At 41.0% G+C, this 15,438-nt stretch carries 10 protein-coding genes; 9 read left to right on the top strand and 1 reads right to left on the bottom strand.

What is annotated here, in order from left to right; genetic code table 11:
• The 8 genes from L2672_RS01165 to dinB all read left to right on the top strand — a co-directional run bounded on the left by L2672_RS01165 (position 1) and on the right by dinB (position 11,464).
• The gene (locus L2672_RS01165) at positions 1 to 618 is read left to right on the top strand and encodes a BamJ family beta-barrel-assembly machinery protein (protein ID WP_248993998.1); all 618 of its coding nucleotides are present in this window, start codon (positions 1 to 3) and stop codon (positions 616 to 618) included.
• A gap of 109 nt (positions 619 to 727) precedes the next feature.
• Entirely contained in the window at positions 728 to 1,543 is an 816-nt protein-coding gene (gene dapB / locus L2672_RS01170; RefSeq protein ID WP_248993999.1) for a 4-hydroxy-tetrahydrodipicolinate reductase, read from the top strand.
• Positions 1,544 to 1,731: 188 nt separating this feature from the next.
• Positions 1,732 to 2,889, top strand: a complete 1,158-nt coding sequence (gene carA / locus L2672_RS01175; RefSeq protein WP_248994000.1) for a glutamine-hydrolyzing carbamoyl-phosphate synthase small subunit — start codon at positions 1,732 to 1,734, stop codon at positions 2,887 to 2,889.
• Positions 2,890 to 2,912: 23 nt separating this feature from the next.
• The gene (gene carB / locus L2672_RS01180; protein WP_248994001.1) at positions 2,913 to 6,134 is read left to right on the top strand and encodes a carbamoyl-phosphate synthase large subunit; all 3,222 of its coding nucleotides are present in this window, start codon (positions 2,913 to 2,915) and stop codon (positions 6,132 to 6,134) included.
• Between the two features lie 224 nt (positions 6,135 to 6,358).
• Positions 6,359 to 6,829, top strand: coding sequence for a bacterioferritin (gene bfr / locus L2672_RS01185; protein WP_248994002.1), 471 nt, complete (start codon positions 6,359 to 6,361; stop codon positions 6,827 to 6,829).
• A gap of 12 nt (positions 6,830 to 6,841) precedes the next feature.
• Positions 6,842 to 7,309 (top strand): bacterioferritin, encoded by a 468-nt coding sequence (bfr, locus tag L2672_RS01190; protein ID WP_248994003.1) that lies wholly within the window; start codon positions 6,842 to 6,844, stop codon positions 7,307 to 7,309.
• A 390-nt stretch (positions 7,310 to 7,699) separates the two neighbouring features.
• Positions 7,700 to 10,015 (top strand): cytochrome c3 family protein, encoded by a 2,316-nt coding sequence (locus L2672_RS01195; RefSeq protein WP_248994004.1) that lies wholly within the window; start codon positions 7,700 to 7,702, stop codon positions 10,013 to 10,015.
• Positions 10,016 to 10,387: 372 nt separating this feature from the next.
• Positions 10,388 to 11,464: a DNA polymerase IV gene (gene dinB, locus L2672_RS01200; RefSeq protein ID WP_248994005.1), complete on the top strand. Its 1,077-nt coding sequence runs from the start codon at positions 10,388 to 10,390 to the stop codon at positions 11,462 to 11,464.
• Between the two features lie 36 nt (positions 11,465 to 11,500).
• On the opposite strand, the gene L2672_RS01205 is transcribed toward dinB, so the two are convergent.
• Positions 11,501 to 12,961: an aminoacyl-histidine dipeptidase gene (locus L2672_RS01205; protein WP_248994006.1), complete on the bottom strand. Its 1,461-nt coding sequence runs from the start codon at positions 12,959 to 12,961 to the stop codon at positions 11,501 to 11,503.
• A 161-nt stretch (positions 12,962 to 13,122) separates the two neighbouring features.
• On the opposite strand from L2672_RS01205, the gene L2672_RS01210 reads away from it, so the two are divergent.
• Positions 13,123 to 14,652, top strand: a complete 1,530-nt coding sequence (locus L2672_RS01210; protein ID WP_248994007.1) for a M17 family metallopeptidase — start codon at positions 13,123 to 13,125, stop codon at positions 14,650 to 14,652.
• Positions 14,653 to 15,438: the final 786 nt, after the last annotated feature.

Raw genomic sequence — 15,438 nt, forward strand, 5'->3', positions numbered from 1 at the left:
ATGTCAGATGTATTCAGCACAATGGAACAGCATGCAAGTTATGGTGTAGGTCGTCAAATGGGTGAGCAATTAGCCGCTAATCCTTTTGAAGGAATTGATATTCCTGCTGTTCAAGCTGGTTTAGCTGATGCATTTTCAGGTAAAGAAAGCCAAGTTTCTATGGAAGACTTACAAACGGCTTTCACTGAAATTAGCCGTCGTTTACAAGCTGCTCAAGAAGCCGCTGCAGAAGCCGCTACAGCTGAAGCTGATGCATTTTTAGCAGAAAATGCTAAACGTGACGAAGTAACCGTAACTGAATCAGGCCTTCAATATGAAGTACTTGTTCAAGGTGACGGTGAAAAGCCAACGGTTGATTCAACTGTACGTACTCACTACCACGGTACTTTCTTAAACGGCGAAGTATTTGACAGTTCTGTTACTCGTGGTCAGCCTGCTGAGTTCCCTGTTTCTGGTGTTATTGCTGGTTGGACTGAAGCGCTACAGTTAATGCCTGTAGGTACTAAGCTTAAATTATATGTTCCACATCACTTAGCTTATGGCGAGCGTGGTGCTGGTGCATCAATTCCTCCTTATACTGCATTAGTATTTGAAGTTGAATTATTAGACATCATCTAAGTTTGTCACAAACGCCTAAGTTATCTTAGGCGTTTTTGTATTAAGCTAGTTTAGTTAAATTGTAAGTTAATTCTTAGTAACTAAGATAAAACTTTCACTGGGAGAACATATGACTGCAAAAGTAAGAGTCGCCGTTGTGGGTGCCAGTGGCCGTATGGGGCGTACCTTAATTGAAGCGGCTAAACATCAAGATGTTATATATCTTGGTGCGGCAATTGAACGCTCTGGCTCTACACTAATAGGTGTTGATGCAGGTGAGCTTGCTGGTGTTGGCTCAATGAATGTTGCCATTACTGACTCACTAGATAATGTCGTAAATGATTTTGATGTGTTAATCGACTTTACCTCACCTGAAGCCTCAATTGTGCATTTAGACTGGTGTGCTCGTAATGGCAAAGCCATTGTGATTGGTACAACAGGCTTTAACCATGCTCAAAAAGAACAGATTGGCGCTTATTCTGAGCAAACACCGGTTGTGTTTGCGCCTAACATGTCAGTGGGTGTCAACTTGATGTGGAAGTTATTAGAACTTGCCGCAGAAGTGATGGGTGACTATACCGACATTGAAATTATTGAAGGTCACCACCGTTTTAAGAAAGACGCACCGTCAGGTACTGCGCTTAAAATGGGTGAAGTGATTGCAGAAACCTTAGGACGAGATCTTGAAAAGTGCGCAGTATATGGCCGTGAAGGCATTACTGGTGAACGTGACCGAGACACCATTGGTTTTGCCACCATTCGCGCTGGTGATTTAGTGGGTGAACACACCGCAATGTTTGCCGATATTGGCGAGCGTTTAGAAATAACCCATAAGGCGTCGAGTCGAATGACTTTTGCTAACGGTGCAATGCGTGCCGCTTATTGGTTATTTGATCAAAACCCAGGGCTGTATGATATGCAGCAAGTCCTTGGGCTAAATGATTAAATGAATAAACCACCATTGATTTGGTGGTTTTTTTTGAAACTTACTTTTCTGAAATTAGCATTATTGCATATAGACGAAGTGGAGATTGTCTTGTATGATCGCCCGAATTTGTCAAAATTTCGTATTTTAGCGGAAATTGGTATCTTAGTGCAAAATAAATCTAATTAATTTCAGTGGCTTGGCTCTTTTTGGAGGTCGCGTTGACACAGTCTGCCTTACTCGTACTCGAAGATGGAAGCGTTTTTTCTGGCACAGCAATTGGTGCTACCGGTGTTTCTGTTGGTGAAGTTGTTTTTAATACTTCAATGACAGGTTACCAAGAAATCTTAACGGATCCGTCATATTCACGCCAAATAGTAACTTTAACTTATCCTCATATCGGTAATACCGGTACCAATAATGAAGACACAGAGTCTGATTCAGTTCATGCTTGTGGCCTTATTATTCGAGATTTGCCTTTAGTTGCTAGTAACTTCCGCAATCAACAATCTTTAAGTGATTACTTAAAAGCAAACAACGTTGTTGGTATCGCCGATATTGATACCCGTAAGTTAACTCGCATTCTGCGTGAAAAAGGTGCCCAAGCCGGTTGTATTATGGTGGGTGACCTTGACGAAGCAAAAGCCCTAGCGGAAGCCAAAGCTTTCCCAGGCTTAAAAGGCATGGATTTAGCCAAAGAAGTGACTACCGAAAAGCCATACCAATGGCGTAATGGTAGCTGGAAATTAGTCGGTGGTTTACCGTCTGATACCCCAGAATCAGAATTAAAATATAAAGTGGTTGCATATGACTATGGCGTTAAGCGTAACATTTTACGTATGCTAGTAGACCGTGGTTGTGATGTAACTGTTGTTCCTGCTAAAACACCTGCAGCAGAGGTTTTAGCTATGAACCCAGATGGTATATTTTTATCAAATGGTCCTGGAGATCCAGAGCCATGTGATTATGCCATCGAGGCGATTCAACAAATTCTAAAAACTGATATTCCGGTATTTGGTATTTGTTTAGGTCACCAATTATTAGCGTTAGCCTCAGGTGCTAAAACGTTAAAAATGAAGTTTGGTCACCACGGTGCAAACCACCCAGTCAGTAATATTGAGCAAGGTAATGTGATGATCACCAGCCAAAACCACGGTTTTGCTGCAGATGAAGCTTCATTGCCCGCTAATATCAAAGTGACCCACAAGTCATTATTTGATGGCTCATTACAAGGTATCCATTTAACTGATAAGCCTGCGTTTAGTTTCCAGGGACACCCTGAAGCTAGCCCTGGGCCAACCGATGCCGCACCACTGTTCGATCATTTCATCGAGCTTATTGAACAATACCGTCAGCACGCTAAGTAGTTATCTGGGAGAAGACAGAAGCAATGCCAAAACGTACCGATATAAAAAGTATTCTTATCCTAGGTGCCGGTCCAATTGTAATTGGTCAGGCGTGTGAGTTTGACTATTCAGGCGCTCAAGCCTGTAAAGCACTTCGTGAAGAAGGTTATCGCGTTATTCTGGTGAACTCTAATCCAGCAACCATTATGACCGATCCTGAAATGGCCGATGCGACATACATTGAGCCGATTCACTGGGAAGTGGTTCGCAATATTATTGCCAAAGAACGTCCAGACGCTATCTTGCCAACAATGGGTGGTCAAACAGCCCTTAACTGTGCATTGAAGCTAGAAGAAAAAGGCGTTTTAAAAGAATTTAACGTTGAAATGATTGGCGCAACAGCTGATGCAATTGATAAAGCTGAAGACCGTAGCCGTTTTGACACTGCAATGAAATCCATTGGTCTAGAATGTCCTCGTGCGGGTATCGCCCACACAATGGAAGAAGCTTATGGTGTACTAGACCAAGTTGGGTTCCCTTGTATTATTCGTCCTTCTTTCACCATGGGTGGCAGTGGCGGTGGTATCGCCTACAACAAAGAAGAGTTCGAAGAGATTTGTTCTCAAGGTTTAGACCTTTCACCTACTAACGAATTATTGATTGATGAATCATTAATTGGTTGGAAAGAGTATGAAATGGAAGTGGTTCGTGACCGCAACGATAACTGTATTATCGTGTGTTCAATTGAAAACTTCGACCCAATGGGTGTTCATACTGGTGACTCTATTACCGTTGCTCCAGCGCAAACACTAACAGATAAAGAATACCAATTAATGCGTAACGCTTCTTTAGCGGTATTACGTGAAATTGGTGTTGAAACTGGTGGTTCAAACGTACAGTTTGGTATTTGCCCTAACACTGGCCGTATGGTGATTATTGAGATGAACCCGCGTGTATCGCGTTCATCTGCACTTGCTTCTAAAGCAACCGGTTTCCCGATTGCAAAAATTGCCGCTAAGTTAGCCGTAGGTTTCACATTAGATGAGCTAAGCAACGACATTACTGGCGGTAAAACACCGGCGTCATTCGAGCCATCAATTGACTACGTTGTAACTAAAGTACCGCGCTTTAACTTTGAAAAATTTGCCGGTTCAAATGACCGTCTAACCACGCAAATGAAGTCTGTTGGTGAGGTGATGGCCATTGGCCGTACTTTCCAAGAGTCACTTCATAAAGCATTACGTGGCTTAGAAGTGAGCCGTAACGGTTTCGATTCAATTGTTGATTTACAGTCAACTGAAGCCTTACAACGTATTCGCCACGAGTTAAAAGAGCCAGGTTGTGACCGTATTTGGTACATTGCTGATGCATTCCGTGCCGGTTTAAGCCGTGACGATATTTTTGCGTTAACTAACATTGATCACTGGTTCTTAATTCAAATTGAAGACTTAATTGCCCACGAAGCTAAAGTTGCTGAGTTAGGTATGTCAGGTCTTGACCAAAACTACTTACGCCAGTTAAAGCGTAAAGGTTTCTCTGATGCACGTTTAGCTGATGTATTAGGTGTGAATGAAGGCGAAGTACGCAAATTACGTCAACGCCACGATATTTACCCTGTTTACAAACGTGTTGATACCTGTGCTGCTGAATTCTCAACAGATACAGCTTACATGTACTCTACTTATGAAGAAGAGTGTGAAGCTAACCCATCTGACCGTGAAAAAATCATGGTATTAGGTGGTGGTCCTAACCGTATTGGTCAAGGTATTGAGTTTGACTATTGTTGTGTACATGCGGCGTTAGCATTACGTGAAGACGGTTATGAAACCATTATGGTGAACTGTAACCCTGAAACCGTATCAACCGACTATGACACATCAGACCGTTTATACTTTGAGCCAGTAACCCTAGAAGACGTACTTGAAATTGTACGTATTGAAAAACCAAAAGGGGTTATTGTTCAATACGGTGGTCAAACGCCACTTAAACTAGCACGTGCGCTAGAAGCTGCTGGTGTACCAATTATTGGTACTAGCCCAGATGCAATTGACCGTGCAGAAGACCGTGAACGTTTCCAACAAGCTATTGAGCGTTTAGGCATGAAACAGCCTGAAAACGCCACTGTAACCACCGTTGAAAGTGCAGTTATTGAAGCTGAAAACATTGGTTATCCGTTAGTGGTTCGTCCATCTTATGTTCTAGGTGGCCGTGCAATGGAAATCGTATACGATAAGCCAGACTTACTACGCTACTTTAATGAAGCGGTAAGTGTGTCTAACTCATCACCAGTATTACTTGATCACTTCTTAGATGACGCGATTGAAGTGGACATTGATGCAGTATGTGACGGCGAAACAGTAGTGGTTGGCGCCATTATGGAGCACATTGAGCAAGCGGGTGTTCACTCAGGTGACTCAGGCTGTTCATTACCGCCATATAGCTTAAGTGCTGATATTCAAGCGCAAATGCGTGAGCAAGTTAAAAAGCTGGCTTTCGAATTAGGCGTTGTAGGCTTAATGAACGTGCAGTTTGCGGTTAAAGACAACGTCATTTACATGATTGAAGTTAACCCACGTGCAGCACGTACAGTACCTTTTGTGTCTAAAGCCACTGGCGTGCCTTTAGCTAAAATTGCTGCACGAGTGATGGCCGGTCAAAGCTTGAAAGATCAAAACTTTACTGAAGAAGTGATTCCACCATTTTACTCTGTAAAAGAAGTGGTATTACCGTTCAATAAGTTCCCAGGTGTTGACCCACTATTAGGCCCAGAAATGCGCTCTACTGGTGAGGTTATGGGCGTAGGTGAAACCTTCGCTGAAGCTTATGCAAAAGCACAGCTTGGTGCAACGTCAGAAGTGCCTAAGTCTGGCCGTGCATTAATTTCTGTACGTAATAGCGATAAAAAACGTGTTGCCGCATTAGCAGCACAGTTAATTGAGCTAGGTTATGAAATCGATGCAACTCACGGTACAGCGGTAGTATTAGGTGAAGCAGGCATTAACCCTCGTTTGGTGAATAAAGTGCATGAAGGTCGTCCTCATATTCTTGACCGTATCAAGAATGATGAATATACCTACATCATTAACACCACAGAAGGTCGTCAGGCGATTGAAGATTCACGTCAAATTCGTCGCGGTGCACTGCGTTATAAAGTGAACTACACCACGACCTTAAATGCTGCATTTGCTACTTGTTTAGCACATTCAGCAGATGACCGTAGCAATGTAAATTCAGTACAAGAATTACATAAACGCATTACTGGCTAAGCAGTTAAGTGAGTTAATGTGAATAAAAAGCCTTCATTTAGAAGGCTTTTTTTATACCTAAAGATTTATTTATCTGAGTTATTATAGTTACAAACCTAAGTTGTAATGATAATGATTATTAATAGTATATTGTTGAAATATAAAGAAATTTTGCAATCCGGCTCCACATGTACTATCCTGTCTTAAATTGATCCAGATCAAGTTTTTATATCAAGGACATCATTATGAAAGGTCATCCAAAAGTCATTAGTCAGTTAAATCGAGTGTTAACTTTCGAACTGACCGCAATTAACCAGTACTTCTTGCATGCGCGTATGTTCAAACATTGGGGTTTAGAAAAACTCAATGAAAAAGAGTACAAAAAATCCATTCAAGACATGAAGCATGCTGATAAGTTAATTGAACGTGTGTTGTTTCTTGAAGGGCTACCAAACTTACAACAGCTCGATAAATTACGTATTGGCGAAGATGCTGAAGAAATGCTCAGCTGTGATATGCAAGCCGTCACTGAACAAATTGCTGTGCTACGTGATGTCATCAAACTGTGCGAAGCAGAGCAAGATTACGTTAGCCGTGACTTATTAGAAGACTTGCTTGAAGACGAAGAAGAACATTTAGACTGGATTGAATCTCAGCAAGAATTAATCAGTCAAACAGGTATTCAAAATTACCTTCAATCACAAATTAAAGATTAATAGGACAAGATTATGAAAGGCAATCAAGAAGTTATTGACGCACTAAACAGCTTACTCACTGGCGAGCTGTCTGCTATGGATCAATATTTCGTCCATGCTCACATGTATGAAGATTGGGGATTTGACGAATTATATACCCGTATTTTACATGAATCTGATGATGAGAAAGTTCATGCGGCTAAATTAGTTCAGCGCATTTTATTTTTAGAAGGCACACCAGATGTTGCAAGTCGTGAAGCACTTAACATTGGTAAAGATGTTAAAGAAATGCTTGAGAACGACTTAAACTACGAATACAAAGTCGCTGATGACTTACGTAAAGTGATTAAGCTTTGTGAAGAAAAAGGCGATTATCAAACTCGTGAAATTTTAGAAGTGTTATTAGATGATACAGAGTCTGATCACATGTACTGGTTAGAAAAACAACTACGTTTAATTGAACGTGTTGGTCTACAAAACTACTTACAAACAAAAATGTAAGCTAGCATTTTACCCAGTAAAAAACCCAAGCTCGAAAGAGCTTGGGTTTTTTTTAACTTATAGTTTGATAGCCATAGTTTCCATTACTCTCTTGATTGACTTATCTTTGCCTTATGAGCAGAAGCTAGAATTTTCGAATTTAAAGTATTTATTTCAATCTCCAGTTTATTTATGTTGGCTAATAGTTGCGGTGTGAGCCAATTTAGTTATCTGTTATAAAAGTATCCACTAGGAAAACATTCATTGAGTATCGGTTACAGATAAAGCAAGCCTGATATCAGGCTGTATTTCTAATGAGTAATGAACGATATGGATTAGTAGTCAAAATTTGTTGGAGTTATTGAAAATAAAACTTCTCAGGCGATACAACATAAAAGAGATAGGGCATAGATGACTCGATTATTAACATGGACACCGGCGTTATATAGCCTGTTTATTCTATTAAGCTTTTCGCTTTCTGCTCAACAAATTAATTTGGAAAAACCAGCGAACCCCTCGCAACTTTCTGCTGACTTTGTTGGAAGCCAAGTGTGTGTAACATGTCATCAGCAACAAGTTGCCGATTGGCAAGGCTCACACCATGATATGGCGATGAAGCATGCTACTGAAGATTTTGTATTAGGTAACTTTGACAATGGCAGCCTTACTTCAAAGGGGAAAATAAATCGTTTTTACCGCAAAGGTGAACAATACTGGGTTAATATTCAAGGGCCTGACGGCAACTGGAAAGACTATAAAATTAGTTATACTTTGGGCTGGGAACCATTACAGCAATACATGATTGAGTTTGAAGATGGTAGAGTGCAACTTATTCCATTTGCATGGGACTCCAGAACAAAAGCACAAGGGGGGCAACGCTGGTTTAATCTGTACCCCGATATGACTCCAACGGATGAATTTTATTGGACAAATACCGGCCAAAATTGGAACTTTATGTGTGCAGACTGCCACTCAACCAATTTAAAGAAGAATTATAATGCTGACACCAATACTTACTCGACAACCTTCTCTGAAATAAATGTGGGTTGTGAGGCATGCCATGGGTCAGCAAATCAGCATATTACATTGGCTGCAAAAGCCGAAGAATCTAACAGCACTTTCGAAAAAGTAGCACACTTTGGTTTTGACCGAGACTTATCTAAAGCCGTGTCAGAATGGAGCGGTGAACAAAACCGTCGTATTTTACAGCCAAAACAAATTAACAAAACAGATCAACTGCAAACCTGTGCTCAATGCCATAGTCGTCGAGCACAATTAAATGATACCGCAGACCATGTTAAAGGCTCGTTTTTTGATAAGTATAGGTTAAGCCTAATTACCCCAGAATTGTATTATGACGACGGGAAAATTTATGACGAAGTTTATGTATACGGCTCTTTTCTACAATCAACCATGGCAGAAAAAGGGCTAACTTGCACTAATTGCCATGACCCCCATTCAGCAAAACTGATAATGCCGGTTGAGTCATTATGCTTGCAGTGTCATGTTGCGTCGGAATATACCGCAGACAAGCATACGTTCCATGCAGCGGATTCAGAGGCTTCACTATGCGTGACTTGCCATATGCCTGAAACCACGTATATGGAAATAGATCCCCGCCGCGATCATAGTTGGCATGTTCCTCGTCCTGATTTGAGTCAACATATTGGTACACCAAATGTGTGTACTTCATGTCATAAAGATAAAGATGCGAAATGGGCAAGCGAGCAACTAGCACAATGGTTTCCGCAGTCAAAGTACCGTAATAGTCAGCATTTTTCAGTGGCATTTTATGCTGATTCCATCGGCCATAAAGAGGCGGCGAATGCGCTGGCTTATTCATCACAAAATGTGGCTTTGAAAGATATTATCCGTGGTTCTGCATTACACCGCATGGGGGGCAAGAATAATAAAAATACCACGGTAGCATTAGCTAGAGCAGTGAAAAGTGACAGTGTAATGATCCGTATTGGCGCTATTGAAGGTTCATCAGGTTATGAGTTTGCTGATCGTTGGAACATTTTAATTGCGTTATTGAGCGATCCCGTTCTGGCTGTTAGAACTGAAACTGCTGTCGCATTAGTAAGCCATTATGCCGAAATGAGCCCTAAGCAAAAAGCGCTGTTACAGCCTGCCTTGGATGAGTATATAGATATTCAAAAGTTCAATTCAGATAGAGGCTTTGGACGAACCAATTTGGCTAATGTTTATTTAAGCTTAGGCGAAACCAGCAAAGCCATTGAACAGTACCAACAAGCTATTGAAATTGAGCCAAATTATGAAGTGAGTTATGTCAATTTGGCTGATTTATATCGTAGTTTAGATAAAGAAGACCGTGCATTTACAGTGTTGAAAGTCGGAATGGCAGCACAGCCAAATTCCAGCTCAATTGCCTTTAGTGCAGGGTTATCGTTATTAAGACAAGGCCAGAATAAAGCCGCTCAGGGGTATTTAAAACAGGCTGCAGAAATCGGCAAAACTATTGCCCATTATTGGTATGTGTATGGACTCTCGTTAGAAAAAGATAATTTAATGGCAGCCAGCAAAGCCCTCAATCATGCTTTTGAAGTCAGTGGTAACTCGCAGCATAAATATGCTCAATGTGAAATATTAGCCAGAAATTACCAAAAAGGGGCAGTCGCTTTTGCCTTTGAACAATGTATAAATCAATTGGGTGAATTTGTGCCACAACAAACAGTACAGCAACTAAAATCCATTATTGATTAATAAGTCTAGTCTGAGTTTGACAGTAAAACACAAGGTTGGATATTTGTTGATATGAACAAGACTGCAATACAGTATTTAAAGACCCGCTGAAAAAGTAAATTACTTATTCTATTATTCAAAATAGGCACCAGCTACCCTGACATAGTAGTGACTAATGGTGCCTAACTTCTCTTGTTATTTTTATTCAAGCTTCATTTCTGAATATAAAATTACTTAGCTAGGGTGCAATACAATATAAAATTGTTATACTGTATAAATGAACAGTGCTTGGTGTGATTGCTGATTGAGTCAGTGTAATCCAAAACTAGCCTCAACAGCATTTAATACCTTAAAGGTGAATGCCCTTGAAGGATTTTTTAGCTTGAGAATGATATGACAAGAAAAATTATTCATATCGACATGGACTGTTATTTTGCAGCGGTTGAAATGCGTGATTTTCCTGAGCTGCAAGATAAGCCCATTGCCGTCGGAGGCAGAAGTGATCGCCGTGGGGTGATCAGCACCTGTAATTATGCTGCCAGAAAATTTGGTGTTAGGTCGGCTATGTCGAGCTATCAGGCGTTGAAATTATGTCCTCAGCTCGTATTAGTGCCTGGCCGCATGCACGTGTATAAAACGGTTTCTACGCAAATTCAGCAAATTTTTCAGCGTTATAGTGACTTAATTGAACCGTTATCATTAGATGAAGCGTTTATTGATGTCACTGACTGCCAGCAACATCATGGCAGTGCGACCTTAATTGCACAGGCAATTCGTGCAGATATTTATAACGAAACAGGGCTCACTGCTTCAGCTGGTGTCGCACCCATTAAGTTTTTGGCCAAAATAGCGTCTGATTTAAATAAGCCCAATGGCCAATATGTTATTACTCCCGAGGATATCCCGACGTTTATCAAAACACTTCCCCTTAAAAAAATACCCGGAGTGGGTAAAGTGACTGCTGAAAAGCTGTCTGCATTAGGCTTAGAGACTTGTGAAGATGTCCAACAATATCCGTCACATAAGTTATTGGCTGCATTTGGTAAGTTTGGCTCAGTGCTACTCGAGCGTGCTAATGGTATTGATCCCAGAGAGATCAGTAATAATCGCGTTAGAAAGTCAGTGGGTGTAGAAACCACCCTAGCAAAAGACATTTTTACTTTAGCCCAATGTCATCAGGTGTTGCCGCAATTAATTCAAGAGTTAGATAATCGAATTAATCGCAGTGCTAAAGATAGGGGCATTCATAAACAGGTGGTTAAACTGAAGTTTAATGATTTTAAGCAAACCACCATTGAACAACGCAGTGATGAGATTTCAGTTAATGTGTTTTATCAGTTACTTGAGCAAGCACTTACCCGAAGCCACGGACGTGGAATAAGATTAATTGGGGTCAGTGTTGGTTTAGCAGAACAAAGCGAAAAAAAACTGCAAACAAAGTCAGTTACCCAACTCGATTTGCAGTTTTAAGATTCATTTTCGCCTGACTATATAAGCCGTGGTAAATTAGGCTTTAGCAGGAATACGTTCTAATACGGCTAATAGAAGTTGCCAGTATTGTCCAACGGTTTCAATATTAACCATCTCATCAGGACTATGTGGATAACGAATAGTTGGGCCAATAGACACCATGTCCATGTGTGGATACGGCTCTTTAAATAAGCCACACTCTAATCCAGCATGAATAACCATAATGGTTGGGTCTTTTTTATAAATATCATTATAAGTATCACGCACAATAGCCATAACTGGAGAGCTATTATCAGGCTTCCAGCCCGGGTATGCACCACTGAATTCAATACCCGCGCCCGCTAGATTTGCTAATGCATTTAACATGCCTTCAACTTCATCACGGCCAGAATCGATTAATGACCGGATTAAACAAAGAATTTCAACACTTTCTTGTTCGGTATTAATCACACCCACATTTAACGAAGTTTCAGTAACGCCTTCTACTTCATCACTCATGCGTAGCACACCATTAGGGCAAGCATGTAGTAAATCAATTAAGCTGTTTTGCGCATCTTCACCCATCACTTTAGCTGGGGCCTCAATGGCTTCAAGGGTAAGCAGCATCGCTGGGTCAGCAATGGCTAACTCTTCACGTACCATCGCTTGAAACTCTGCAATAGCAGTGTTTAATGCGTCAACATTTTCAGCCGGTAGCATAAAGCTAATGTTGGCTTCACGTGGAATTGCATTACGTAGTGAGCCACCAGTGAACTCAACCAGCTCAATGGCTAAAGTGTCACTGTATTTAAACAAAAAGCGTGCTAATAATTTGTTGGCGTTACCGCGCCCTAGATGAATATTCACCCCAGAGTGACCGCCTTTTAAGCCAGACATGGTTAGCTTGAATGACTTATTGCTTAGCTCTGGTGCTTGCCAAGATAACGGCACAGAAATTTGCGCATCTACACCGCCTGCACAGCCCATGTAGATCTCACCTTCTTGTTCAGAGTCAGTGTTAATTAAGATTTCAGCGTCTAAGTAGCCTTCCTCTAAACCAAAAGCACCGGTCATGCCAGCTTCTTCGTCAATGGTTAACAACACTTCTAATGGGCCGTGTTTAATGTCGTCACTGGCTAATACCGCTAATGCAGAGGCCATACCAATACCATTATCAGAACCTAAGGTGGTTCCTTTGGCTTTTACCCATTCACCGTCAACATAGGCTTCAATAGGATCTTTTTCAAAATCATGTACTTTATCGGCATTTTTTTGCGGCACCATATCAATATGGGCTTGCAAAGCAACAACTTTGCAATTTTCCATGCCAGCGGTTGCAGGCTTACGAATAATAAGATTGCCGACTTTATCTTCAACAACACTGAGGCCTTTTTCTTTTGCCCATTGTTGGATATGACTTGAAAGAGCTTGTTCATGTTTTGAAGGGTGGGGAATTGAACAAATTTGCTCGAACCATTGCCAAAGCGTTTGCGGATATAATTGATTTAAAGCAGTCACGAAGCGTCCTCAATCTAAAAAATATGGCATTATTCTACCATAGGCTGTTTAAATGCCATTGTGACACAGCCTTTTTTTATTAGAACGATAAAGGCTGCAATGTAAATAAAAATTAACTGTCCATTTCATGTAACCCATGAATTTTTTGAAAAGGAAGAATCATGTTTCAAGTGCCCGTAATTGATGTAACCAATGAACAAGCTATTTTTGAAGGTGAGGGGTTTGATGCAGTTGTTGTGGTGACACCTAAATTAGCTGATGTTGCTCAACAAGAAATCAGTTTACTCGCGGCTCATGCACAGCAAATTGATAAGCGAGTGGGTCAACAAGCTACATTATTATTTGCTCCGGGGCTTGCTGGTGGCCGATTAGTTATCGCGCCCGTTAAAAATATTGGCGATTATACTGACGTAAGAGTGTATGCCACTGCGGCAAAAGAAGGTATTAATATCGCAAAGGAAGCGGGTGCCAATAAACCATTATTGGTGGTTGCCCATTCTCAAGAGGAGCGCTTCAAGTTCGCTTCACAAGTGGCAGCGCTAGCCTGTGGTCAAGCATTATGGCAACCATTAGAAACCCGTGAAGCGAAGCAGTTAACGGCTCCTTTAACCGGCATTGGCTTATTAGTCAGCGATCCACAAGCTGATTTAATTAATGCATTAGAAGCAGGGCGTTTATTAGCTAGAGATTTATGCGGCACTGACCCTGAACGAATGAGCGCCATTAATTTTGCTGAGTATTGTGTTGAATCATTTAAAGACAGTGGTTTAGAGGTTGAAGTTGTTGACGATAAACAAACACTATTGACTGAATACCCGTTATTGAGTGCGGTTGGCAGAAGTTCGTTTGATGTAGAAAGACATCACCCAAGAGTGGTTAAACTGGCTTATACCGGCGAGGGAGAAATTACCCGTACTTTACTATTTGCAGGTAAAGGTGTGGTTTACGACACAGGAGGTGCAGATATTAAAATTGCCGGTGGAATGGCAGGTATGAGCCGCGATAAAGGCGGAGCAGCTGCCGTTGCAGGATTAATGAAAACATTAGCGCTGCTGAAGCCTAAAGGCATAAAGGTGATTGCTCAACTAGGGCTAGTGCGCAACAGTATTGGTAGTGAAGCGTTTGTCACCGACGAAATTATTACCAGCCACGCAGGAACAAGAGTGCGCATTGGCAATACCGATGCGGAAGGACGTTTAGTGTTAACTGATTTATTATCTCACTTACGAGAGCAAGCGATAAATGCTACTGCACCGTCATTATTTAGTGTGGCAACGTTAACGGGCCATGTGGTTCGTGCTTACGGTGGCTACACTGCGTTAGTTGAAAATGTTGTTGCTAAGCAACAAAAGGTTGCAGAAAAATTGTATCAAGCTGGTCAGCAGTGGGCAGAGCCTTTTGAAGTGTCGCATTTACGTCCTGAAGACTTTGAAAAAGTGGCTGATAAAAATGGCGCCGCAGATGTGATCTCATCCAATAATGCCCCATCATCTATCACTGCTCGTGGCCATCAATATCCTGCAGCATTCTTATTGAAAGCGTCGGGGTTAGATAAACATGGGTTAAATCACAATATACCATTGAGTTTTACTCATATTGATATTGCAGGTAGTGCGACAGAAGGTGACCCGTTATACGGAAAGCCAACCGCTCAACCTTTGGTTGCTTTATTACAGTTTGCGGTGAGTTAAGTTTTTATTATTTAGATCTCTGTTAATCAATGGCTTAGCTGCCTGTTAATCAATTGTTTAAAAGATGTTAAAACCTTTATTTTGTAATGATATTACAAAATAAAGGTTTTTTATGATTTAACGCAAATTTTACTTGTAATTTAATTACAGTTTCGTATAATTGTCTTCGTTGGCTGGCGTGATGCCGTCAATGCTAGTAAATCCAGGATGGATGTTATCTCCAAGGAGTCGAGTGTAAGAAAGTTGTCTTAAAGGATTAAGAAGAGTTAGTTCCATGGACCAGAGCCACTACTAGGGTTAACAACTTTTAATCAGGAGAAATCACATGTCTTATTCAGGCGATGGTATGATTTTTTGGCAAAACACTTGGTTCAACCCAGAGGTTTTGCGTGGCGGTTTATTCGCCATGAAGTTTTAAAATAGTTTAACTTATTTCCGTTAACTATTTTCACCTTTTTCGTCTTATTGACGTTTAGACACGGGTAACGAATTTATTGATTCTTTCCCATATCACTCCCCCAAGTGATACATGCTTTCCCTTTCCCCAAATGGGATGCTTGAAACATGTCTGCCTACTCTATTGAGTAGGCTTTTTTTTTGCCTGAAATTCCACATTTATTTTGTTGCCCTATAGCAGTGGCTATTAGCCTATTTCGAAAAGTCAGTTTTCTCTATTTAGGGCGTTAAAACAGGTTAAATCTAACATTTCTAGACCCAATACAAGATATAATTCCGCGCTTAACCCCCGGGGTCAAAAAATCGGGTGGCTTGTACATAATAAATTCA

This window comes from Shewanella gaetbuli, from assembly GCF_023284065.1.
Taxonomy (GTDB): Bacteria; Pseudomonadota; Gammaproteobacteria; order Enterobacterales; family Shewanellaceae; genus Shewanella; species Shewanella gaetbuli.